A 24,657-nucleotide genomic window follows, 5' to 3' on the forward strand; every position below is an offset into this window, starting at 1 on the left:
TTATAAATTAGGGTCAGGTTATTTAATCAATCTAAATGTGCCCCATGGTTTAATATAATCCAGTAAAAAAAGTTCCTCTTTTACAACATGGGCGACTGCATTTTTACGTTCATCCAATGGCATATCCCTTAAGATGACTTGAAGTTCGCCTTTGTATTTTCCAAAAGAATCATTGCCGATGAAAACGGCCCCTTTGCGCTGTGGGATACTTTCCCGGACTGCAAAATCTTCATTCGCATATTTTTTCCGGACCTCCACTGAACGGACCATATACTCGCTGATATCACCACGGCGAAGGTGTAATTCATCCAGTACAACTTTTTGCTCAATTGGTGACGCATCCGAATGGAGTTCCACTTTCAACTCGATCATGTCACGCTGTAAGGCCCCCAGCATTCTTAGTTCCTCTTCACTAGCGTAAGCATTCCCAATGATGACATCATCAATTAAACCCGTTGCCCATAGATGCTTGGCTTGTACATCAATTGAAAGTTCACGGTGCTGTTCTAATGTGCATAATCCATCATTTATACTCCAAGGACCTATATCACCGGTCTGTGAAGTAACGAATGCAGCTGTACGAATGCCATGTTCTTTAAACCGTTTACTGCAGGCGATGAAGAAGTCGTAAGGAAGACCTGTGAATTTTTGGGGATAGAAATTATGACAGCCAATGATTTGATTTTTATTGCCCTGATGCGTCAGAATGTTCGATAAATAATCAACATCATTACTCATATTCAATTCGATTTTCAATCCATAAGGATTATAGGTCATTTTAGCTTCTTTCAAGCCATCGAATCCAAGATCCAGACGAACGCCGTCAGCTCCCATTTCTGCGAAAAAACTTAAATCATCATAGCTAATATCAAACTTATCGAAAACAGCTGGAGCAACATCAAGTATGACTTCCATATGTAGAGCTTTCGCATAAGAAATAATATTTTTATATTCTTCCATGACAATTTCATATGGTTTTGAAACCGATAATAAACACGTGAATATTCGTTCAAAACCATAACTATGGGCAAGTTTAATATATTGCTTGTCTTTATCCGGTGTAGAGTGTTCCGGATAAATTGAAATACCTAATCTTCTCATAAGCTATCATTCACTCCTTTTCTACTTTCTTTCCATTGAGCCCGCTTAGTTTGTAATCCCATTAAATAGTCACGGTAGCGGGAGGATACCATTACAGAACAAATAATCGTTGGTACAATGACAATCAAATAATAAGTCGATCCCATTGCGGTAAATAGAAAGATTGAAAAGCTAATGATTAAAATAGACAGGCCAACCGATTTCCATGGTGTTAAACTTTCACCTAGCCGAGTACGGGAAAAAATGATTTGCGCCCCGACAAATGATAGAATGGCGAATATTATTTCAGGCATATTTAATGCCCGCTTTCTTTTCTTCCGGTCCAGCTTCTATTTTATTTTCATCACGTAGATGCTGCTTCTCGAACATCTTGAAAAATGGAAAATAGATCATTAATGAGATGACAAAATTCAATAAAACGAGAACCCCGGCCATGATTGTCCAATTAGTACTGATGACAGCGGCAATTGGACTAAAGACCGTAAACGGCAGTTTAGCCATTATCATCGGTATTAACCCTAATTGAAAGAATGTATAAGAGACGATGACATTTACCAAAGGGGCAACGATGAATGGAACCATTAAAATGGGGTTCATGACAATCGGCGCTCCAAAAATGATAGGTTCGTTAATATTAAAAATCCCTGGAACAAAGGACAGCTTACCAAGCTCTTTCAAATACTTGGATTTTGAAAATAGGAATAGTACAACAAGTGATAATGTCGATCCCGCCCCGCCAATCCAGACGAACCATTGAATGAATTGTTCGGTAAATAGATTGGGCAAATTCGCCGCATTACCCGTTCTTGCAAATGCATCCATATTCTCGAGAATCGCCGAATCCCACATCGGCCGTATGATTGGACCCAATATTGCCGGTCCATGAATACCAAGAGACCAAAAGAAAACGATGAGAAAGACTGTAAGCAAACCTCCTATTAAACTATTGCCAACCAATAAATTTTTGAGAGGTGACACCAAAGTAGTGATGATCGAGTTAATGTCAAAGCCCAAACCATATCGAATGCCCCAGAAAAGAAGGACCACGACCAATGTTGGAATCAGGGCTGCAAAGGAATTCGAAACCATTGGCGGAACGCTTTCCGGTAATTTGATTTTTATATCGCGTTTAATCAAAAAATGAAAAATCTCAACTGAAATCAAGGATGTTACTATTGCACCGAATAAAGAGGCTGCGCTTAAAGAGCTGATAGGTAACCAGCGACCGGCTTCTATTACTCCTGGAACGGATTCCATGACTTGGGTAGGCACAACACATGTAATCAGAAAAGCTAAGACTGATAGAAGGCCTGCACTGAGCTGATCTAATTTATAATGTCCTGCAAGCGCTGACCCCACCCCAAAAGCTGCATATAAAGCCATTGCTCCGACCGTAAACCGAAACGGAACATCCAAAGCGGCACGATAAGGTGCAATCCATTCGTCATACCCATTGATTGGAAAATTCAACAAAATAACAAAGAATGATCCAATGATCGTCAGTGGAAGTGTTGCCAGAACACCGTGCCTGATTGCCAGCAGATGTCTTTGTGAACCAATTTTGTTTGCGACTGGAAGCACTTTCATTTCGAGTATCCCCATAAAATTATTCAATAACTTTTCCCCCTTTTGATTAAAAGTCTGAAAAAACACACAATTACAATAAATAAACATTATAACGTTATATTCATTATGTCAATATTTTTATTAAAAATATGGTTTATGTTATTAACTTTGAAATCCAAGAATACATAGTGCAGTTATAAATCCGCTGTTGATAAAAGAGGTGGAAACCCTTCTCGTGACTCCCCAAGTGCAAAAAAAAAGAAAACTGGAAAATTGATCACTGCCAATTTCCTGCTTTCTTTTTTGAAATCACTTTTCACTTCCAGAATTGAGTGCAAAGATGAACCAAAGCCTACATACATTTCCCTACACTATATTTGTTAACCCTCAATTAAAGGTATATGATAGATTAAAAGACTGAAGGTGGAACGGCCTATCAATTCTGAAACGAGAAAACCAATAAACATTACCCTCAATCCGTACTTGAATAATAGACTCGCTAATTTGGCTGAAGAAAGAGGTATCCCCATCGAAAGACTGATGGATAAAGCGGTAGACTTGCTGCTTGAATACATGGAAGATAATGATACCGTTAATCAGGTGAAATACAGTAATAACGAAGCGATTGAAAAGAATAATGAATTGATTGCAAAAAGCAGAGAGTTCATAAATAAAAAACAAGCACATAACCCCTAGGTAAAGTACTTGTTTCATACTGTAGGCAAACTTGATGAAAATCGATTTTGCCTACAGTTTTTTATGGTTTTTATAATTTGAACGTTGGATTTTCACTCCAGGCACTCGCTTTTCGCGGGCGGACAGCCCTCGGCGCCTTTAAACCTGCGCGGTCTCCCCTAGACTCTGATCTTCATGGAATGAATAAAACTAGAGTATCGAAATGATCTCAAATCATGATTCTATTCACCATCCCACTGCGGATTCCAAACGACCTCCCAAAGGTGTCCATCAGGGTCTTGAAAGTGTGCAGAGTATCCTCCCCAGAAAGTGTCATGTGCCGGATCGGTTATGATCGCTCCAGCTTTTTTTGCTTTTTCCAACACCATATCCACTTCCTCTTTACTGCCTACATTGTGACCAAGGGTAAATTCAGTAGGGCTTGCCGGAGACAAAGGAACCTTGGCCTCATGAGCTATATCCCTTCGATTCCATATGGCAAGCTTTAAGCAACCTTGCAGGTCGAAAAAGGCAACGGCTCCATGCTCAAATTCTTTGCCCACTATTCCTTTTGTTTGAAATCCCAGGCCATCCCGATAGAATTCCAGCGATTTTTCCAAATCATCCACACCTAATGTAATGACAGTAATACGTGGTTTCATGATTGCCCTCCTTCTTACTTACTTTCTCCTTCTAAATTTCATTTATTTTATCTAATTGAATCCCAATCAAGATGAGTCTTCCCTTCATATACTTGGTTAATTTTAACATCCCCCATCTTTTTTTTCATTAATTTCACTAATCCATTTTATTAGTATTTAAAGTGTAATCTATCTCTCTACTTTAACCGCTCTTTATCAATCAAATGGCCCCTCTCGATTGAGAAGGGCCTTTTATGGTTTGCACTTATTCTTCAAGCTCTTTTTTCTTGTTCAAGAGTTGGAGGTATTCCCTATCCAATTCCGCTTTTTCCTCTTCCTTCATAACACTGGACAGTTTACCAAGTGTCTCGATGATTTGCACTTCAATCATAAGAAGCTCAGCCTGTTTATCTTCAAGGCCATCCTTGCGAGTGGCTGATTTTGTTGATTCCTTATTTATAGCACATACTCTCGGGGGTTCTTTTTCAAATGAAAGTGAATGTGTTGCAAGCGATTGAATCAATGAACGATCATGAGTCACAAAAACGATCGTTCCTGGATATGCTTTTAACACTTCTGTTAAAGCCTCTTTAGTATGAATATCCAGGTAATTTGTAGGTTCATCCAAAACCAGTACATTATAGTTTCCCAAAAAAACTTTTGCTAGGGAAGCCCTGACTTTTTCCCCACCGCTTAAAAGTGATACTTGTTTGTGAACGTCATTTCCTTTAAAAGCTAATCGTGATAAAAGTGTACGAATAAAGGCTTGATTGTAGGGACTGTCCTCCAATATATTTTCGAGAACCGTTTTACTTTCATTTAAATTTTCTTGTTGTTGGGCAAAAAATCCAATCTTTGCTGGCATCGCGACATATAAATCTGGGTGCCTTTCCACTATCTTTTTCAATAAAGTCGTTTTTCCTGAACCATTTTGACCATTGATGGCGAGTCTGCAAGCTAAGGGGACATCTCCAAAAATATGTTGTTTCAGCACCCGTGACCCGACTTTCAGGGAACAGCCATTAAATCGAATGACCCTTTTGCTATGCAAAGATGGAAATTCTGAAATATCAAAGATGATGGGGGTATCTTCCCTCGGTTTTTCTTTTTTTGCTAATTTTTCGATTCGAGTTTCGATCGCTTCAGCAGAACGGTTCAATTTCGCCTTCTGTTTCCCGGAGCTCCGTTTATGCAGCCTTGCTTCTGAGTTACCCATTCGTTTAGGGGCTTTCCTAATTGAATCGGATTTGGCTTGGAGGTTTTGTGCAGCCTGTTTCAACCGGTTCTTTTCGCGGGTATACTCTTCATATTGCTTATTTTTCTTTTCTGTTTTTGCCTGCTTTTGTTCTATATACGCTTCGTAATTCCCTTCATATACCGTTACCTTGCCTTGCTCAACTTCCCATATTGTTGTACATAGATGATTCAAGAATGCTTTATCATGTGAAGTAAGCAAAATAGCGCCATTAAAAGATTTTAAATCTTTTTCCAATTGTTCAATTCCGAATATATCCAAATGGCTGGTAGGTTCATCCGCGATCAATACATCCGCATTGGAAGAAAGGGCTGCGGCGATTTTTCTTCGGGTTCGTTCACCGCCGCTTATGATTTCTTGATTCTCATCGGGCAGTTTCCATATACTCGTTAATACCCCGCTTATTTCTTGTTCAGTTTCTTCCATCTGCGGGATATAGCTGACCGTTCCATAGCTCTCGATATGACCGGAATCGGGTTCCCTCACTCCCGCTAGTATAGAAAGCAGGGTCGTTTTACCTTCTCCATTCCTGCCAACCAAACCAACACGGTCATGACTGTAAAGATGAAGTGTATCAACAGAAAGAACTTCACGGCTTCCGTAGCTTTTCTTTAAATCATTCGCTTTTAAAAATAACATAAAAAAATCCCCCTCCATTTTTCTAGAGAGAGATCGCCTGTTACTAAATTAATATACATAAACCAAATATACCTCATCTGATTGGATATCAGAAAAAGTGGTTGTATATGAATTAGTACCTATAAACGAACAGACGAATCCCATCTCTAAACATAATCATTAAAAATCTCACATGGGCATCTAAAAAGATTCTTGTTCAAATGAAAAAATAAATTCACTTTACTTACCGATAAATCCGGTAAGCAAACAAAGTGACGGCTTATTTGCATTGAACATATCTAACCGATTACACCCATTGAAATTGATTCAGATTTACTGTTTATTTGATAAGATTACTGCTTCATTGTATAAGGTACCTTTTCCTTCCAATGTAATGAATTAATGATTGCATATTATTTATATGTTTGTAAAGCAGATTTATACCTTTTTTATTCATTCATAATGAAAGAGAGAGTTAATTGGGCTCTACATGGACATGAACATCATACACTCCATGATCTTTCATCATCACTTTTTCTACATGTGTCGCTATATCATGTGCTTCTTTAATATCCAAGGTAGAATTGACAAGGATCACAACATCAATCACTTCATTGTTCCCGTAATTTCTTCCTTTAATTTCTTTTATCCCCTTGACTCCATCCACATTTGTAATTACATCTTTATATAGATGAATTTTATTTTCATCAAAACCGTCAGAAAGTTCATGTGAGGCTTGACTGAATATATCCCAGGCTGTTTTGCATATTAATAATCCAACAATGATGGCCGTAAGGGGATCAAGCCATGGCATGTTTAATTGGGATCCGAAAATCCCTATAGCTGTTCCTATACTTACCCAAGCATCGGAAATATTATCTTTCGAAGCTGCCATAACGGCTTTACTGTTAATTTTCATAGCAAGCTTTTTATTATATCGGTATACAAAATACATAGCTATTGCTGATAAAACACCTACATATCCGGCAATAATGTCGGGTGATTCCTCTCCACCTTTAAGCATGGAAGCAACAGCATCTATCAATACTTGTACACCAACGGCAAACATGATAAATGAAGCTACCATTGATGCAATCGTTTCACTCTTCCAATGACCATAACCATGATCTTTATCGGGGGGTCTTTGAGCTAGCCTTAAACCGATCAATACGGCAAGGGACGCGATAATATCAGTCGTGTTGTTCAACCCATCCGCTTTTAAAGCCGCTGAGTCGCTTATGTATCCGATAGCCAGCTTTATGATTGATAGACAAATATAAGCAATAATACTGATGATTGCACCACGTTCGCCTAATTTGAGGTCATTATATTTTTGTTCTTCCATTCAACTTCCCCCCACAATTAAGTACCTGAATATCATATCAACTTAAAAATGGGTGGGTCTATAGCAACCTTTTTGTATCGCTTTATATAAGTAAGTGATAGATAACTATGTTGCATATGGCAAACTATCTGAATAGAATAATATTAATGAACCTTTGATTATAAAGCCCAACGGGCGGTTATCACTTTTTCCGATAATTTTAAGTGTTCTTTTTACAAATTCAACTGTAAACCCCAGTTACCTTCGCTTGGAAGGTTAACTGGGGTTCTTAATTTCTACAAATGAATCACTAAGCTATTTTTGGGAGATCTACAACTTTTTGTAACAGATATTAGGTGATTGATTTAAGAAGTACCGTTCGATTTATAGTAATAGCTGACGATTGTGTAAGTTTCATGATGTTAGTGTGTCACTTGATGCGATTAGTTGCATCTTTCAATAAACAAATCTTCATGGATTGCCACCCATTGTATTACCCAAATACCTTTTAAATTTGTCATGGATAATTTCCCCCACTTATTGCAAGATAGTAATATTAACTTAAACTCCCCTGACCCGATAGTTCAAGAAATTAAAATCCAGCTACAAGACGCTCTGATTTTCAGCTAAATAAACATGTAGGATAAAAACCATCCAGACAATAATTTCTGATTAACCATGTTTAGTATCGATATTTGATAAACAGTAGCCGGGCTGCATAGACCCGTTGACTTATTAAAAAGTTATAAAGTAGTTAAGAACATTGAGAGTGCAGGAAAATAAGTAATAATTAATAAGTCACAAATCATCACAATAATGAAAGGCACAATTGATTTAATTAACTTGTCATATGATACATTAGCTATCCCTTTTACAATAAAAAGATCTAACCCTACAGGGGGAGTTATAAGCCCTATAGAAAGATTGACAACCATGATCAAACCAAAAAATATTGGATCAATCCCAACCCCCACAGCGATAGGTAGAAGTAAAGGCGTTAGTATAGTAATAGCGGCAGATGCGTTCAAAAAGCATCCAGCGATAAAGAAAATAATATTAAACATAATTAGTAAAATATATTTGTTTTCAGAAAAGCTTGTAACAAGCTGGGTGAGAAGTTGTGGGATTTGCTCTGCTGTTAACAGCCAACCAAATAAGTTGGCACCTGCTATGATAAAGACAACCATCGCTGTCATTTTCCCTGCATTAAGAAATGCAATCGGAATGTCTTTCCAGTCCATATCTTTGTAGACAAATTTATTTATTATAAAAGCATACGCTGCAGCTATAGCAGCAGCTTCAGTCGGGGTGAAAATCCCTCCACGAATTCCAAAAATAATAATTAGAGGTAAAACTAAAGCCAATATTCCTTCAAAAAAGGTTTTTTTGAAGGAGGCAAATTCAAATTTACCTACCTCTTCAGAATACCCATTCTTTTTTGTGAGCCAATAGTTTAACATCATTATAGACAATCCGATTAATATCCCCGGGATAATTCCTGCAGTAAATAAATCCCCAATAGATACTCCCGCAGTTACACCATAAACAATCATTGGTATGGAGGGTGGAATAACTACCGCAATCGTCCCTGCACTCGCAACAGTAGCAGCTGCAAAACCTTTATCATATCCTTTCTCCTCCATCATTGGAATCATCATTTTCCCAACAGCCGCTGTGTCAGCTGCCCCTGAACCAGAAATTCCAGCAAAAAACATACTGGTTAGAGTAGAAACTTGCGCCAATCCAGCTCTTACCCAACCCATGGTGGCAAATGCAAAGCCTGCTATTCTACGCCCCATGCTACCTGACATCATGAATTCACCTGTAAGCATGAAAAAAGGAATGGCTAGTAGTGGAAAGGAATCTACCGAAGTTATCAGTCTTTGAGGAATTACTTCTAATGGAATATAATAGATGCTGGACATAAATCCGGCAACTGAAGCCAAAATAAGGGAAATGGCAATGGGAACGCCGATAATCATTAAGAAGAATAATACAAAAAGGACGATAATAGCTACTGTCATTAATACTCCACCTCAATTTCATATATTGGTATTTTTATGGATTTCTTCATAAACATCTTCTTTTACATTTTTAATCGATACCAAACCAAGTAAATGAACCGAAGAGTGAACCAGACAGGACAAGGAACAGATGAGGACAGCTCCGTAAATAAAAGTCATATTTATTCCTAACGACGGTGAAATTTGTTGACTAGTAAACTTCAATATACTCCATCCATATACAATTAAAAATAGAAACAGGAACGTATTTACTATTTCAATAAACGCCAATAACTTATTTTTGAATATTTCAGGTAAATAATGGTGTAATATTTCTACTTGTGCGTGGCCCTTGCTCTTGTAAACTATCCCAATTCCTAAAAAGACAATCCAAACAAACAAATATCGAATGAGCTCCTCGATCCAGGTTAAATTAAATATAGAAAAATCGACCATAGGAAGAGCATTTTTCACCATCAAACTCTGTAAAATAAAACGTGAAATCACTTGATATACTGTTGACAAAAAGGCAATGACAAAGAAAAAAATTAGGAAGAAACGACTTATTTGATTAATTTTCCCACTCAAATTCCCCATAAATACTTTCAATATAAATCCCCCTAAACTTTATTTAAGGCTCTCAACTTTCAAATACAAGTCTTTGCCTAAAGAAGACTCAAATTCCTTATACACAGGTTTAACTGCCTCCCTAAAAGACTCTAAATCAGGGTTTTCTTCAATTTGAATTCCGCTTTTTCTTAACTCTCCCAATATCTTTTTTTCATCCTTTATCGCTACTTTTCTCTCATATTGGATAGCCTCCTGTGAAGATTCTTTTACGATTTTTTGTAGATCCAGGGGTAAAGTATCAAACGTGGTTTTACTCATGATAAAAACAGCTGCATCATAATTATGAGAAGTTAATGTTAGATATTTTTGAACTTCATTCAATTTATTCAAATAAATTTGTGCGAGTGGATTCTCCTGCCCGTCCACAACCTTTTGTTCTAATGCGGTATAAAGTTCCCCAAATGGTACAGGTACTGGGTTAGAGTCGAGAGCCTTAATAAAAGAAAGATATGGTGGAGATTCCTGAACTCTTAGTTTTAAATTGGAGGCATCTTTACTAGTTTTTATTGGCTTTTTATTGTTTGTCATATGTCTCCAACCGTTTTCCATATAACCTAAATTGATTAAACCTCTAGTTTCCAAATCGGCAGCAATTTCTTTTCCAATCTCCCCATCTAAAACTCTGAAAGCTTGTTCACGACTTTCAAATAAATAAGGTAAATTAAGTAGATTAAATTTTGGTGCAAAATTTGTAACAGGAGCTACTGAACCAATGTGGAAATGAATGGACCCTATTTGAGCTCCTTCAATCTGATCCCTTCCATTTCCTAATTGACTACTAGGAAAAATGTCAACTTTTATTCTCCCTTCAGATCTTTTTTCTACTTCCTCTTTGAACTTTAAGGCACCTTTGTGATAAGGGTGAACCTCAGTCTGTAAATGTCCTAACCTTAACACATATTCGGCACTTTTCTCCTTACTTGTTACAGCATTGGAGCAACCACCAAGAATGAAAATTAAAACAATAAGAATGGAAGCATATCTTTTCATGTAACATCCTCCTAACATTTTGTAATCCCTTTCATTAATAAAGTTGACTTGCCTAATTCCGTACATTTAAAACTAAAATATCATTTCAAATCTAAGTTGTTCGGTCACCCAACCATTAAACTTATTTTATTGATAATTTCCAAAAAAATCAATAACTTTTTAAGTTATTTATTGAATATTCAAAAAACATTACAGTTTTCACAAAACAAAAATCAATTAAAGTCAGTATTTTTAAAATATTTAATTTTTAATTTTAAAATTTCGTTGATAAAGATTGCAGAAAATGATTTAATTAAATTATTGGTTGGGTCACTGAGCCACATTGTTGCTAAATTCCAATTTAAAGTTAAAGGAGGATAAAATTTGAGTAGCTTAGCAAGGGGAAAAATAAATGAAAAGTCTATACCCCCTCCCAGTCCTAACCCCAAACCTTATTTAAAATATATAGGTTTTATAAAGGGACTTTTATTAACAGCTGCAATAGCCTTTATCGCTGGGATTGTTATAAAGATTCCCATTTTTTCGGTAATGGGGAGCATGATTATATCGATCATTTTGGGTATGGCATGGAAAGCAACAATAGATGTTCCACAAGGTTCAACAACTGGGATAACATTTAGCAGTAAAATATTACTGCGTGCAGGAATTATTTTGATGGGTTTAAGGTTAGATTTACAACAGATTATTTCAGCAGGCTTTTCCATAGTTTTGATTGATGTAATAGTAATTTCTTTTACACTGGGTTTTATGTTGTATTTAGGAAAACTGCTTTCTATTGACCGACATTTATCAGCCCTAATCGCAGTCGGAACTGCAGTATGTGGAGCAGCAGCCATTGTCGCTATCGCACCATTAATAGGAGCCAAGAAAGAAACGACGGCCATATCTGTTGCCTTTATCGCAATTCTAGGAACAGTAGTAACGATTGTATACACTTTTATATACCCTGTCCTTGATTTAAGTAGTTATAAATATGGTGTATTAGCTGGCTCAACTCTACATGAGTTAGCTCATGTAATTGCCGCTGCAGCTCCAGGTGGAGATGCAAGCAGTGATACAGCGATTCTTGTAAAGCTAGGGCGAGTAACCCTTCTAATTCCTGTAGCGATCATTTTCGGAATTTTTTTCAAAAAAAGTCACCCTGTAAATATTAAGAAAAGAGGTTTGAAGGAATTACCCATACCTTGGTTCATTTTTGGCTTTTTAGCAATGTGTATTTTGAATACATGGGGGGTTTTTTCAGAGTCCATTACAGAAGTATTAATTACATTAAGTATTTATCTATTATCCATGGCTATGGCTGGTCTTGGTTTAAGTGTCAACTTCAAAGAGTTTAAAAAGTTGAATCGCAATGTTTTGCTAACAGGCTCAATTGGCTCTCTTGCCTTAATAATTTTAGGATTTTTTCTTACCAAAATTTAATATAGGTATGAGTTGGGAACAATTCAGCTTGCAGATGATTCTTTAACAAAGAGATTTCTGCGAGCATTTTTTATATCACAACGATAAATTAATGCGTTTTCAATAATGCGAGCCGAAATATGGATTGCTTACTATATAAGGTCATGTTTAAATAAAATAAAGGTTGGGTCATGGAATCTCTTTAAATGTCCACCTTTATATAGGCAAATACTGTCTGTATCAAAAAAGATAGGAGAGATATACAATGATCGTCAACAGAAAAGGGGTCTCGGAACAGGTTGCAGATAATATAAAAAAAAGAATTCAAGATGGGGTATATAAAGAAGGTGAAAAAATCCTAGGTGAAAGGGATATGGCCTTAGAACTTCAAGTAAGTAGAAACACGGTTAGAGAAGCTTATAAAATTCTTGAAGCTTATGGGTACTTGACTGTCAAACATGGCACAGGTGTTTTTATTTCTTCACCAGAACACCAAATACAAAAAATGACAGAAGCTTTTTTTGTATCTTCCGATCAGATAAAAGATTTTTTTTCAGTTCGAAAAGTTTTAGAAGAATCCACAGTAAAGTGGTCCATTGAAAACTCTGATTTAGAACAAGTTAATCAATTAGATCGAATTATTAATGAAGCAAAAGAGGTCGCAAAAACTAACACAAACTTTGACAGGTTAGCAGAATTGGACCATAAATTCCACTTAACTCTGGCCAATAACTCTAAAAATATGGTACTTATTAGGATTATGCATTTTCTCATCGACTTATTGTCTGAATCTCGAATGAAAACGATTCAAATCCCAGGACGTGCTATACAATCCGTACAGGAACATAGCAAAATTCTTGAAGCCATTAAACAAAAAGATATCGTATTGGCACAAAGGTACATGAAAGAGCATTTAGAAAGTGTTGAGAAATCTATTACCGAGAACAATTAATTTATTTAAAAGGCTGTTCATTATAAGACACTTGATCTTTGTTATTATGACATGCACGTCATTAATAGCAAGGTAAAAGGTTTTATATGAACAGCCTTTATATTATTAAGTCAGTAGGTCTGTTTTCATGGGGCATGGAAAAGGGATGTCAAACTGTTCACCCAATCTAACCAGTTCTCCTAAAACACTGTCCGGCAATTGAATTCCTTCTTTTAAACTATTTAGAGCCTCCTGTCTTCTTCGTTCCCCAGGATATCGTATCTCACTACTTTCCAGAGCTTTAGGGACCTCTTTCATTTCTTTTAATAGCATGTTAATAGATAGAAAAAATACCTCAAGATCAATAAATTTTTCAATATCCAATAAAATAAAAAAGTGCCCGACATTTGCAGGTTCAATCTCTTTTTCATCATATAAATTTTTTACTTTTGGCCCAAAAGCAGCCCCTGATAGTACACCTGTCAAAATCTCTACAGCTAAGGCTAAAGCCGCTCCTTTAGCTCCGCCCAGAGGTAACACCGACCCCTCAAGAGCAGCTTCTGCGCTAGTAGTCGGCTGACCTTCTCTATCTATTGCCCAGCCTTCAGGTATTTCTTTTCCTTGATTAGCAGCTAAGATAATTTTCCCCCTTGCTACTATACTTGTAGATAAATCAATGATTACCGGCTTATCATCATCTGTTGGAAATCCAAAAGCGATAGGGTTTGTACCAAAGAATGCTTTTTTTCCTCCCCAAGGAGCAATGCCTGGAGGTGAATTAGTAAATCCGATACATACTAGATTTTGCTCAGCCGCTAATTTACAAAAATATGAAGCTGTACCAAAATGATTACTATTTTTAATAGCGATGGCAGCTGTACCTGTACTTTTAGCCATTTCAATACCTTTTAAAATAGAATGGTAACTGATTACGTGCCCGAGACCATTGTCTCCATCAACCACCAATACAGAAGGGCTTTTTTCTTGAAGTTGAATATTAGGTGATATATTTATTCTGTTATCTAAAAATCTTTTAGAATAAATTGGAAGTCTACTAATACCATGGCTGTCTACCCCTTCCATATTCGCTGTAACTAATGAATCTGCCACTACACCAGAATCCAATTTTGACATTCCCATTTTCCCCAATAGTTCTTCACAAAATCTCTTTAACGCTGATTCATTATACCTTTTCACTAAGATCCTCCTCTGAAATCGACTTTTATTCATCTCAATCTTCTAAAAAGAATCCCCCTACTAGAAATGTGTAGGGAGACTGCTTTTAGTTATGCACTTCGATATAGTTTTGTCATTACAAACTCTTTATGTCCAAGTGCTTCTGCACTTGTCAGTCGCCCATTCACAGTTCTGCAAATCATTTCCATCAATTGGTCACCAGCTTCTTCAAGTGAAATTTGGCGAGATAGTAAACCTTGTACATCTACATCAATATGTTCACTCATGGTACCTGCCGTAATTGGATTTGCTGTGATTTTCACTACTGGTTCAACTGGATTACCAATAATATTTCCTTGCCCGGTTGGGAAAAGATGAAGGACAGCTCCGCCAGCGGCCATTAGAGTAATACATTCAGCTGCTGCTGATGAAGTATCCATGAAATATAATCCATTTCCATTCTCAGGGTTTTCAGCTGGTTCAAGTACTCCTATTATTTGCTTTGTTCCAGTTTTAGCAATATTGCCAAGGGCTTTTTCCTCGATTGTGGATAGGCCGCCAGCGATATTTCCTTGTGTTGGCTGTGAGCCTAGAAGATCTACACCTTTTGATTCAATTTCCCCTACGTAATCTTCATAAACGGATGTGAACTTTTCTTTCAATTCAGGAGTGGCCATACGATTATAAATGATGTGCTCTCCTCCAGTTAGCTCCGATGTTTCACCGAAGAATACTGTAGCTCCGGCATCCACAAGGCGATCAACCGCTTGTGAAACTGTTGGACAAGATCCTAATCCTGTTGTGGTATCTGACTCACCGCATTTGATACTGATAGTCAAATCCTTTAATTCAACTGGTACTCTTTGAAGCTCTGAAGCCCACTGTGAATACTCTTTGGCTTTCCAAGAAGCTTTACGAATGGTCTCTAAATCTCCATTACCTTCTATAGAAAAGTATGATACAGGCTTTCCTGTTTCAGCAATACCATCTGCGATTTTCTTAGACCAATTTTCTTCGATACCAATTACTATAACTGCTGCAACATTTGGATTAGATCCGATTCCAATCATTGTTCTAAAATGCAGGTCCAAATCCGGACCATACTGCAATCTTCCATAAGCATGTGGAAGAGCTAAAGTTCCTTGAATTTGTTTTGCTACTGCTTCACAAGCTGCATTCGAAATGTCGTCTACAGGTAGAAGAATTACATGATTACGAACGCCTACTTTACCGTTTTCTCTTCGATATCCATAAATTTGTTGTTCCATCTTTACCACCTCGCCGTTTTAATATTGTGTGTATGGACGTAATCGCCCACCACCCATGATTTCGTTGTTAGACCAATTTGAACACCATATTTTAGTACAGGTTCTGCTGCATTTAGATTAACAAGAGAGATTTTGTGCCCTAAAGGGATATCATCTAGGGATTCAACTTCCACTGCCGTATTATCATCCATATAGATACCAACTACTTTCTCCCCTTTTTGAATCGGGGTTGTAGCCACACCTACATGATCACCTTGGTGGTGAATTAGAAATTTGTGAGTGGATAACAATGGTTGAGCTTCAGGATTATTTTTCACGGGTGTTTCCGTATGACTATTCTTGCTCATTAATTTTCCTCCTTTGTATTGGTATGGTGACCCAACCAATATTTATATTCTTATTTAACCACCAATAAATTGTATAGTCAATAACATTTTTAAATTTTCTGAATATTGTCTTTGTTTTTTCACTTTAAAAATTTTATTCATGCATCAAACAATGCATAAGGACACTTTTCCACTCAATACTTTAATTATTTCTTTTGCCACTAATGAAGAAGTACGGATTTGAGATTCATTAGTTAGACCCGCGATGTGTGGTGTGATAAAAGCATTATTACAATCAAGTAGAGGGTGTCCAAGATCAAGAGGTTCTACTTCAAGAACATCTAAAAAAGCACCGGAAATCATGTTGTGATTCAATGCTTCTGCAAGAGCATTTTCATCTATGATTCCTCCTCGGGCAGTATTAATAATATAAGAGGTTGGCTTCATTAATTTCAGCTCATTTTGTCCAATCAAAGAATAAGTTTGAGATGTCAATGGCACATGGAGTGAAACAAAATCTGATTTAGACAATACATCATTAAGCAATGATTTGATTTCAACACCTGTCTCAGATAAAATATGGTCATATTCGGTCACAAACGGATCATAGCCTATTACATTCATTCCAAAAGCTTTAGCCCTTTTTGACACCCGATGAGAAATCTCACCCAAACCAACTAAACCAATTGTTTTCTGATACAACTCCCCGCAAGTATACTTTTTTCTGTTCCAATTTCCTTCTCTTACATCTAACTCAGCTAAATGAAGAGGTCTCTGAACGTTTAACATTGCAGTAATAACGTATTCAGCCACAGATGTTGCATTGGCATGTTTTGCATAAACAACTTTTATGTTTTTTTCTTTAGCTATTTTTAAATCTATATTATCCAGGCCCACACCAAGTCTACCTACTGCTTTTAAATTAATTCCCGAATTCAATAAATCATGATCTACTTTTGTTTGATTTCTTACAATTACAGCATCGAAACGAGGAATAATCTCCAGTAATTGTTCCCTCTTACTCCATAAGGTTTCATCATATTCAATCTCAAAACCTTGGTCCGCCAGTTCCTTTATTCCTTCTTTCCAAATGAGTTCTGTAATTAATATTTTCATAACTAACCCCTCTCTTATATGTGTTCCAAAAGCATATATATTAATATCTTAAATATCTCTTAATTTTTTGATCTTATTACTACAAAAAACTCTTTTGAATAGAAAGATAGAAAACAAACAACCTTATAATATGGCTGCCCATTTAAACGACAGCTTCGCTCCCCTTTCGTCTCCTTACGATTTTGACTCTACTTTTTTTTGAAATGTCTGATATACGGCTGCAGCATCTTTGTTTCCTAAATCCATATTTTGTGCTTCTTGAAGATGAACCAATGCCAATTTACTAAACTGGGCAGTATAATTTATTGTTTCTGCCATCTTTACACCAAGACGTACATCTTTTTCGGCTAAATCCACAGAAAACATTGGTGTATAATCATTTTGCAAAATTAACGGCCCTCTCAAATTTAATTGGGCTGAATTTGCCCCAGTATCATGCAATAACTCTTTGAATTGTGATGGATCGATTCCTGCTTGGATAGCCAATTGAAACCCCTCACTCATTACTGATAAATTTGCCATTCCCACCATATTACTAATTAGTTTAAAAGCCGTTGATTGTTCAACATCTCCCAAGTACGACACAGGTCGCCCAATTTTTTCTAACATTTCTTTGTGACAGTTAAAAACAACTTCTTTGCCCCCAGCAAAAATGGGTTCTGTACCTTCTTCCGCTTGAGCAGGCCCCTTGCCTAGAGGACAGGCTAAATATTCTACACTATATTTTTCTGCCTCATCCGCGATCACTCTCGCCGTATCAGGGTCAATGGTACTAACGTCAATCAGTACAGCCCCCGGTTTCATCGCTTGAAGAAGTTTATCGTTTTCAATTAACAATTCAAGTAAATGTTTTGGCAAAGGCAAACTTGTAAAAACTAAATCTGCATTAGAAGCTATTTCAATCGGAGAAGCAGCACTTCTCCCCCCTAATTTCATCACTGCTCGTACAGCTTCAGGGTTAATATCGTATAACATTAATTTGTAACCTGAACGAATAAGATTCTTTGCAAGTCCACTCCCCATTTTACCTAGCCCAATAAACCCAATTTCCATATCATTTTTCCCCCTTAAAATTTAATTGAAATATATTTAGTCTCAAGATATTCTTCTACGCCCTGATGTCCACCTTCTCTTCCTAGGCCACTTTGTTTCACCCCTCCAAAAGGTGCTTGAACCACAGTTGGTGTGGCATCATTCACGCCAACTATTCCATACTCTAATTTTTCAGCTACCCTGATGCTTCTTCCTAAATCATTTGTGTAAAAATATGCTGCGAGTCCATAATCTGTTTTATTTGCCGCCTCAATCACTTCTTCTTCTGACTCAAAAGTATAAATTGGTGCTACTGGACCGAAAGTTTCTTCATAAGAAATCTCCATATCGGGGGAGGCATTTGATATAAGTGTAGGTTCAAAAAATAATTCATTAGCATTCCAACGCTTTCCGCCAGTTAAGAGGACCCCTCCTTTTTCCAAAGCATCTTCCACTTGATACTCCACTTTTTTGATGGCTTCTTCATCTACAAGTGGTCCTACTTCTGTTGATTCCTCAATGCCATCCCCAATTTTTAGACTATTCACTTTTTCAGTTAACAGAATTTCAAATCGATCTTTTACTGATTTTTGCACATAGAGACGGTTTAAACAGATACAAGTCTGACCACTATTTCTATATTTACTTATAATAACTCCTTCAGCTGCTTCCTCAAGGTTTGCATCTTCAAAAACAATAAATGGAGCATGACCTCCCAATTCCATTGATACCTTCTTAACTTGCTGAGATGAATTTTCAATAAGCTTTTTCCCAACAGCAGTTGATCCAGTAAATGTGATTTTTTTGATAGCTGGATTTTCCATCATTTCATTTCCGATATGTTTAGAGCTTCCAATGACTAAATTGAGTACACCTTTCGGAAATTTAACTTGTTCAATCAGTTCAAAAAGACGAATAGCACTGCTAGGAGTTTTACTGGCTGGCTTTACAACAAATGTACAACCTGCAGCCAATGCTGGTCCCAGTTTTCTTGTTAACATCGAAACAGGAAAATTCCATGGAGTGATTGCTCCTACTGGTCCAATGGGTTGTTTTAATACCTGCAAGCGTTTGGATGGACTTGATGAAGGAATGCTTTCACCGTATATTCGTTTTCCTTCTTCCGCATTCCATAATAAGTATTCTGCCGCTAACTCAATTTCTCCCCTAGCTTCTTTAATCGGCTTACCCATTTCAAGTGTGATCAATTTAGCTAAACTTTCTTTTTCTTTAAGCATTAATTCATATAATTTCGTTAGATAAACTGCACGTTCTTTAGCAGTTAATACAGCCCATTTTGGGAAAGCGTCATTCGCCGCCTTAATTGCCTTCCTAGTTTCTTCGGTAGATCCGTAAGCAACTGTTGCTACAACTTTATTAGTAGCAGGATTCAAAACATCGTACGTTTCACCTGAAAAAGCCTCAGTCCACTCGCCATTGATAAAAAGTTTTTTTGCTTTAGTTTTTATAATATTGTTCAAGATTTTACGCCCCTTTAAATATATTTAAAGATAGAATATTCAAATAATTTTTCACTTTAAAATCTTAATTTCATCTACTATATGAACTTCACTTTTTAGTTTTTCAATTTCTGAAATATCTTTTTTAAATGTTTCTTTTGCAAAGAGAGTAGCTATCAAGGAAATAAGCGAAGCACATACTAAGAAAAGTGAAATGTATAAAACTCCGCCTTCCCATAGCAATAATGATGTAGCAATTAGAGGAGTAAACCCTCCAATAATACCTGATACTTGATATACGAATGACAAGCCACTATAACGTACATGGGTACCAAACATTTCTGTAAAGAAGACCGATTGGATACTAAATAAAGCTGTTGTACCAAAAACGTAACCTAGCGTAATAGCTAGATAAATGATAACCGCAACCCCTGAGTTGACTAAGGAGAAAAAAGGGAAAGCGAAGAGTACTAAAAAAGATGTCCCAAATAGATATACTGGCTTCCTACCTATTCGATCAGATAAAGCACCAAATAAAGGTGAAACGACTACTGCAACGGCTGATGCTACAAATACTCCAGTTAATGCTACATTGCTTGAAAGTCCTAATTTTGTGTTAACATAAGAGATGACAAAAACGTTGAACAAATTAAAACTTACGGTTTCACCTATCCTTGCCCCAAATGCAATTAAAATACTTTTCGGATATGCCCTGAACAATTCTACTATTGGCAGTTTTACTTCCTTACCAGTCTCTTTTAGTTCTTGAAAAGCAGGAGTCTCCTTTACGCTAAATCGTATAAATGTACCTACACCCAAAAGAATAATACTGATGATGAAAGGAATCCGCCATCCCCAAGCTAAAAATTGTGCTTCAGGTAATAAAGTTACTAATGTAAAAGTACCGGAAGCTAACAACAAACCTAGAGGAGTAGCGGATTGTAATAATGCTCCCCAAAATCCTCTTTGATTTCTTGGGGCATGTTCTATCATTAACAAGGAAGCTCCTCCATACTCTCCACCGAGCGCAAACCCCTGAAATAGACGCAGAGCTACTAACAAGATTGGCGCCCATACTCCGATTGATTCATACGTTGGTAATAAACCTATTGCAAAAGTAGATCCGCCCATCATTAAAAGGGTAATTACGAGAATAGATTTCCTTCCGACTTTATCGCCAAAGTGCCCAAACACTAGTCCTCCAAGAGGCCTTGCTAAGAAACCTATTGCAAATGATGCAAAAGCGGCAATAGTACCAACTGTTGGATCTAAATCGGGGAAAAATAACTTGTTTAACACAATTGCCGAAGCAGTCCCATAAAGGAAGAAATCGTACCATTCCATCAACGCACCCACAAAGCTAGCACCTGCTACCCTCTTCATCGAGGTTTCATTATTACTCATCACATCATTCTCCTTATACTATTGATGTTTACTCCCTCTCACTTTTAAAGCGCTTACAAATGCACTAAGAAAACTAATCACTATATCAATCATTAAACAGTAATATCTAGATCCGCTTTCACCTCCTCTATTGGTTGGGTGACCCAACCAATAATAATATTAAAACACACTTTCTCTTTTAGAACAATACAATTTCTAAATATTCACACTATTTACCCTGAAGAGTCACAATACCTTCAAACTAAAAAACCACTTTCTAATTTAACAAAGAATTTTAGATTTCAATTATTTTTCTATAGAACCCTTATATAAAAAATAGATTCTTAAATTTGTTAATCACTTAAAGTTAAACGATTAACCTTATTTATAAAAAAATAACAAAAAAAATCGGATAATTCAATACAAATATTTCATTTTCTAGAAAATGTTATATGGAATAATTGTATTTTATGATCATTTCGTTGTTTTCCCCAAAAAAATATGATAAATTATTAATTGATAATTGCCCATGAAGAAAAACGATTAACTTTGCTACAGATGGTAGGGAGATTAAATGAAAATAACAATAAAAGATATAGCAAGAGAAGCTGGGGTTTCTACTGCTACAGTGTCCCATGTAATTAATGGGACAAAGAATATCTCTGAAGGTAAGACTAAACTAATCAAAGGAATAATTGATAAATATAATTATGTTCCTGATATCAGAGCGAAGAACTTACGCAATCTAAAGACTAAAACAGCTGGTTTAGTTGTCTCCTCATTTCCGGACTCTCATGTATCAGGCATTGTAAATGGAGTAGGAAAACGAGCTCGGGAATTAGGCTATCAGATGCTTTTTATCAACACAATTGAAGATCAAGAATACGAGAAAGAAACCATTAAACTTCTCAGCTCCCATATGGTAGATGGGATTATAATCACTCCTTCTAAGATGGACTCACAATATTTAAAAAAGTACATAGAACAAAATCTTCCAATTACTCAAGTGCTTCGATATGATCCAAATCTGCCGCAAATCCCAAAAGTGACGATGGATGATTTTCAAGCTGGGTATGATGCAACTGTTCATTTATTACAACACGGTCATCACTATATAGGGTTGATCTATGCCACAGCAGATGTCACTTCTACTATTGGAAGAATTGAAGGTTATAAGGCTGCGTTAAAGGATTACCATTTAACTTTTAATGAAAGTTACCTAGAAACTGGGAATGCTACGGTAGAAGGCGGGCTGAAAGCAACTAAATCTTTAATTAATCGTGAAAAACAAATTACCTCATTATTTATATTAAACGACTTAATGACAGTTGGTGCTATACAAGGATTAACGGCCCTTTCACTTAAATGCCCTGAGGATATAGCTCTAATAGGTTTTGGAGATTTTCCAGCTGCAAATATCACTTGTCCTCCGATTACTAATATTAGTATGTCTTCAGAAACAGTTGGTCAAACCGCCTTTGATGTACTGTTAAATAAAATAAATAACCCTTCTTATTCCAGACACATTCAAATTCCTGCTTCACTAATGATTAGGAGATCTTGTGGTTGCTAAGTAAGAGTCTGTTAATTTTACTGTTAATAATATATTAAACGGTTCTGGTGCAAAAAAACATTTGATAGAAACATAGGACCTACACGGCTTGTTTCATCCCCAGATGATAATGCAATTCCAAAAACAACTTGCTTATAAATTTGACTTCATTTTGGACAGACTTCAGCGATTTGGAGAAGTTGTCCTTTTTTTCATCATATGCATCGATTCAATACCAATCATTATAGAAGTGGCTGTTTCCTATGGCTTGAATCCCACCATAGAACGCACACGCTTCTATACGAACGATGATCTTGTTCCACCTTATGTTGTTAAGGTACCGTATTCGTGGTGATGCCTGAAGGCGTTAAAACCAGACCACTTTAATGACTGAAGGATACGATGGATTTTTATCAATCGTAACGTCATGTTGTTAAATGGAAAATGTACTTGACTCTCTCCTTTTGCAGCATTCCGACCAACAACTAGTTGCATTGTTTTTACTCCTATACTTATACTTACTAACCAGTACCCCTAGTACTCCATGCAGTTACATAGCTTGGCTTGTTATACGAGATCTACGTCCCAACGAGCCTAAAACATGTTTCTACAAGTATGGTGATGACAGTTAACTCCACGGGACCATGTCCCATACACCCGGACGTTCTACCCTGGTTACTGATATAATTCACAAAATGATGGAATTTAAATCCAAATTCATATGTTTTGTTTTACTTCCTATCAACAACGCTTCACATATTGCTGGAAATCGGAGAAAATGTCTGGGACATAATCTCCTTCAAATAATAAAAAGATTGTTTGTATCCCCACCCAACATAACTTGGTCGGCAATATGTTGCATAAGGTAAACTATCTGAAAAGAATGATATTGATGAATCCCTAACGAAATCCCCGGATGACATCCCAGCAAAATATCCTAATTCAAATGGGATTCATATGTATTTTCGACTGTAAAACTAAATAAAGTTCCGCATTCATTCGATTCCAAATTATATTTTATATGTAGTGTCTTAGCTATATCCTCAATTATTTTTAAGCCAAGCCCCTTACTTTCACTTTCGATATCAAAACCAATTCCATTATCCTTGATACTGACCACATTATTTTCAATGGTTATCACAAGTTTATCAGCCTTCGAATGGTTTAATACATTTTGGAAGACGTTATCGAATAACCTTTGCAGCCACAAGTCATTACTCATCCATTCCAACTCTCCATTTAAAGGATGATATATTAAATTCAATACCATGCATGTTATACAAATAGCCCCATTTTTTAACCATCATTTCTAATAAAGCGTGCATATTCACTTTATCATTCAAGATATAAGAATTATCTAATTCATCCGTGGATTGAATATTATATTCATTTGTTAATTCGGAAATATAATTTATTTGTTGATATAGTGATTGTAATAGTGGAGCTTGTTCCGTACATTGGCCTTCTAAATAAAATAATTGTAATCTTACTGCTGTTATCATTGATTTTGATTCTACCTTTTTTTATATGTACATTCATGATATTTTGATTCCTATCTTCGAGCTGCCATAAATATTAGACCAGTGAATTTCATTAGAAAAAGGCTGCGCCAAAGCAGCCCTAACTATTTAAGGAAAGCAACCCTCTACCATATTCCTACGCATAAATAATATTATATGTCGGTTTAATCACACCATTTGGGAATTGTTTCATTTCAACTAAATCTAATTTTAGACTTGGCTTAACACTGCCGAAAAGAGGAATGCCTTCATCGATTATGACTGGATTCACTTTAAGCACCAATTGATCAATGAGTTTATGTTTCAATAACGATCCAGCCAGTTCTCCGCCCCCGCAAAGCCATAGCTTTCCGTCACCTTGCTGTTTGAGGTTTTCAATAAACGCAACGGCGTTTCCCTCGATAAGCTCTACCTCCTCATTCGATTCAAACTGAAGGGAGCTCGAAAATATATAATGTTTCAAACCCTTATAACCTGGTTCACCCGGTTTGGCTCCGAATTGAAATCCAAATTCATATGTTTTACTTCCCATCAACACCGCTTCATATTGCTGGATATCGGATAAAAAGTCCGGGACATGATCTCCTTCAAATAAGAATAAAGAATGATTGATATCCCCTTCCAACATTGCTTGGTCTGCAATGAAATGATCAAGTGAAACGGCTACATGATATACCAATTGTGCCACT

21 protein-coding genes and 2 pseudogenes are annotated in these 24,657 nt (G+C 36.5%); 4 read left to right on the plus strand and 19 right to left on the minus strand.

Translation table 11 applies throughout. The features are described from left to right. Nucleotides 1-18 precede the first annotated feature (18 nt). From AC2YHV_RS21820 to AC2YHV_RS21830, 3 genes are read right to left on the minus strand one after another with little or no spacing between them, the layout of a single operon-like run. Nucleotides 19-1,101, minus strand: coding sequence for a DUF871 domain-containing protein (locus AC2YHV_RS21820; RefSeq protein ID WP_063576675.1), 1,083 nt, complete (start codon nt 1,099-1,101; stop codon nt 19-21). Then, nucleotides 1,098-1,394 (minus strand): hypothetical protein, encoded by a 297-nt coding sequence (locus tag AC2YHV_RS21825; protein WP_057276149.1) that lies wholly within the window; start codon nt 1,392-1,394, stop codon nt 1,098-1,100. The genes AC2YHV_RS21820 and AC2YHV_RS21825 overlap by 4 nt, the downstream gene beginning before the upstream one ends. Beyond that, nucleotides 1,387-2,715, minus strand: a complete 1,329-nt coding sequence (locus AC2YHV_RS21830; protein WP_053534585.1) for a PTS sugar transporter subunit IIC — start codon at nt 2,713-2,715, stop codon at nt 1,387-1,389. The genes AC2YHV_RS21825 and AC2YHV_RS21830 overlap by 8 nt, the downstream gene beginning before the upstream one ends. 375 nt (nt 2,716-3,090) lie before the next feature. Between AC2YHV_RS21830 and AC2YHV_RS21835 the strand changes: the two genes are divergently transcribed. Further along, nucleotides 3,091-3,363, plus strand: coding sequence for a ribbon-helix-helix domain-containing protein (locus AC2YHV_RS21835; protein WP_198426235.1), 273 nt, complete (start codon nt 3,091-3,093; stop codon nt 3,361-3,363). Nucleotides 3,364-3,584: 221 nt separating this feature from the next. Here the strand turns inward: AC2YHV_RS21835 and AC2YHV_RS21840 are convergent, their stop codons facing one another. From AC2YHV_RS21840 to AC2YHV_RS21865, 6 genes are all read right to left on the minus strand, one after another. Next, complete coding sequence (locus AC2YHV_RS21840) at nt 3,585-4,004, minus strand: VOC family protein (protein ID WP_063576677.1); 420 nt, start codon at nt 4,002-4,004, stop codon at nt 3,585-3,587. Between the two features lie 244 nt (nt 4,005-4,248). Continuing rightward, nucleotides 4,249-5,877, minus strand: a complete 1,629-nt coding sequence (abc-f, locus tag AC2YHV_RS21845) for a ribosomal protection-like ABC-F family protein (RefSeq protein ID WP_487374136.1) — start codon at nt 5,875-5,877, stop codon at nt 4,249-4,251. A gap of 454 nt (nt 5,878-6,331) precedes the next feature. Beyond that, on the minus strand, nt 6,332-7,201 hold the full coding sequence (locus tag AC2YHV_RS21850; RefSeq protein ID WP_330502457.1) for a cation diffusion facilitator family transporter: 870 nt from the start codon (nt 7,199-7,201) through the stop codon (nt 6,332-6,334). Between the two features lie 722 nt (nt 7,202-7,923). Next, nucleotides 7,924-9,204: a TRAP transporter large permease gene (locus tag AC2YHV_RS21855; protein ID WP_487374137.1), complete on the minus strand. Its 1,281-nt coding sequence runs from the start codon at nt 9,202-9,204 to the stop codon at nt 7,924-7,926. A gap of 18 nt (nt 9,205-9,222) precedes the next feature. Further along, nucleotides 9,223-9,792: a TRAP transporter small permease gene (locus AC2YHV_RS21860; protein WP_487374138.1), complete on the minus strand. Its 570-nt coding sequence runs from the start codon at nt 9,790-9,792 to the stop codon at nt 9,223-9,225. Nucleotides 9,793-9,810: 18 nt separating this feature from the next. After that, on the minus strand, nt 9,811-10,803 hold the full coding sequence (locus AC2YHV_RS21865) for a TRAP transporter substrate-binding protein (RefSeq protein WP_412995801.1): 993 nt from the start codon (nt 10,801-10,803) through the stop codon (nt 9,811-9,813). Between the two features lie 363 nt (nt 10,804-11,166). Between AC2YHV_RS21865 and AC2YHV_RS21870 the strand changes: the two genes are divergently transcribed. Both AC2YHV_RS21870 and AC2YHV_RS21875 read left to right on the plus strand, forming a co-directional pair. Beyond that, nucleotides 11,167-12,225, plus strand: coding sequence for a YeiH family protein (locus tag AC2YHV_RS21870; RefSeq protein ID WP_230176554.1), 1,059 nt, complete (start codon nt 11,167-11,169; stop codon nt 12,223-12,225). 244 nt (nt 12,226-12,469) lie between these two features. Then, nucleotides 12,470-13,156, plus strand: coding sequence for a FadR/GntR family transcriptional regulator (locus AC2YHV_RS21875; RefSeq protein ID WP_095679735.1), 687 nt, complete (start codon nt 12,470-12,472; stop codon nt 13,154-13,156). A 105-nt stretch (nt 13,157-13,261) separates the two neighbouring features. Here AC2YHV_RS21875 and AC2YHV_RS21880 read toward each other — a convergent pair whose 3' ends face one another. The 7 genes from AC2YHV_RS21880 to AC2YHV_RS21910 all read right to left on the minus strand — a co-directional run bounded on the left by AC2YHV_RS21880 (nt 13,262) and on the right by AC2YHV_RS21910 (nt 20,917). After that, nucleotides 13,262-14,332, minus strand: coding sequence for an Ldh family oxidoreductase (locus AC2YHV_RS21880; protein ID WP_487374139.1), 1,071 nt, complete (start codon nt 14,330-14,332; stop codon nt 13,262-13,264). An 89-nt stretch (nt 14,333-14,421) separates the two neighbouring features. Continuing rightward, nucleotides 14,422-15,579, minus strand: coding sequence for a UxaA family hydrolase (locus AC2YHV_RS21885; protein WP_487374140.1), 1,158 nt, complete (start codon nt 15,577-15,579; stop codon nt 14,422-14,424). Between the two features lie 2 nt (nt 15,580-15,581). Then, complete coding sequence (locus tag AC2YHV_RS21890; RefSeq protein WP_095679738.1) at nt 15,582-15,926, minus strand: UxaA family hydrolase; 345 nt, start codon at nt 15,924-15,926, stop codon at nt 15,582-15,584. A gap of 144 nt (nt 15,927-16,070) precedes the next feature. Next, complete coding sequence (locus AC2YHV_RS21895; protein ID WP_487374141.1) at nt 16,071-17,021, minus strand: hydroxyacid dehydrogenase; 951 nt, start codon at nt 17,019-17,021, stop codon at nt 16,071-16,073. Between the two features lie 174 nt (nt 17,022-17,195). After that, nucleotides 17,196-18,074 (minus strand): NAD(P)-dependent oxidoreductase, encoded by an 879-nt coding sequence (locus AC2YHV_RS21900; RefSeq protein ID WP_095679740.1) that lies wholly within the window; start codon nt 18,072-18,074, stop codon nt 17,196-17,198. A gap of 14 nt (nt 18,075-18,088) precedes the next feature. After that, complete coding sequence (locus tag AC2YHV_RS21905) at nt 18,089-19,534, minus strand: NAD-dependent succinate-semialdehyde dehydrogenase (RefSeq protein ID WP_487374142.1); 1,446 nt, start codon at nt 19,532-19,534, stop codon at nt 18,089-18,091. Nucleotides 19,535-19,585: 51 nt separating this feature from the next. Continuing rightward, nucleotides 19,586-20,917 carry an MFS transporter gene (locus AC2YHV_RS21910; protein ID WP_487374143.1) on the minus strand — a complete coding sequence of 444 codons (1,332 nt, stop codon included), beginning with the start codon at nt 20,915-20,917 and terminating at the stop codon, nt 19,586-19,588. A gap of 553 nt (nt 20,918-21,470) precedes the next feature. Between AC2YHV_RS21910 and AC2YHV_RS21915 the strand changes: the two genes are divergently transcribed. Further along, nucleotides 21,471-22,469: a LacI family DNA-binding transcriptional regulator gene (locus tag AC2YHV_RS21915; protein ID WP_487374144.1), complete on the plus strand. Its 999-nt coding sequence runs from the start codon at nt 21,471-21,473 to the stop codon at nt 22,467-22,469. A gap of 916 nt (nt 22,470-23,385) precedes the next feature. Here AC2YHV_RS21915 and AC2YHV_RS21920 read toward each other — a convergent pair. The 3 genes and pseudogenes from AC2YHV_RS21920 to AC2YHV_RS21930 form a co-directional block, all read right to left on the minus strand. Further along, a pseudogene (locus AC2YHV_RS21920) lies at nt 23,386-23,947 on the minus strand (sensor histidine kinase); the annotation flags it as partial. Continuing rightward, nucleotides 23,931-24,023: pseudogene (locus tag AC2YHV_RS21925) on the minus strand (DNA-binding response regulator); the annotation flags it as partial. The pseudogenes AC2YHV_RS21920 and AC2YHV_RS21925, both read right to left, overlap by 17 nt. Nucleotides 24,024-24,104: 81 nt before the next feature. Beyond that, nucleotides 24,105-24,656, minus strand: coding sequence for a dihydrofolate reductase family protein (locus AC2YHV_RS21930; RefSeq protein ID WP_487374145.1), 552 nt, complete (start codon nt 24,654-24,656; stop codon nt 24,105-24,107). Nucleotide 24,657 lies beyond the last annotated feature (1 nt).

The organism is Peribacillus sp. SRI_006, assembly GCF_057586375.1.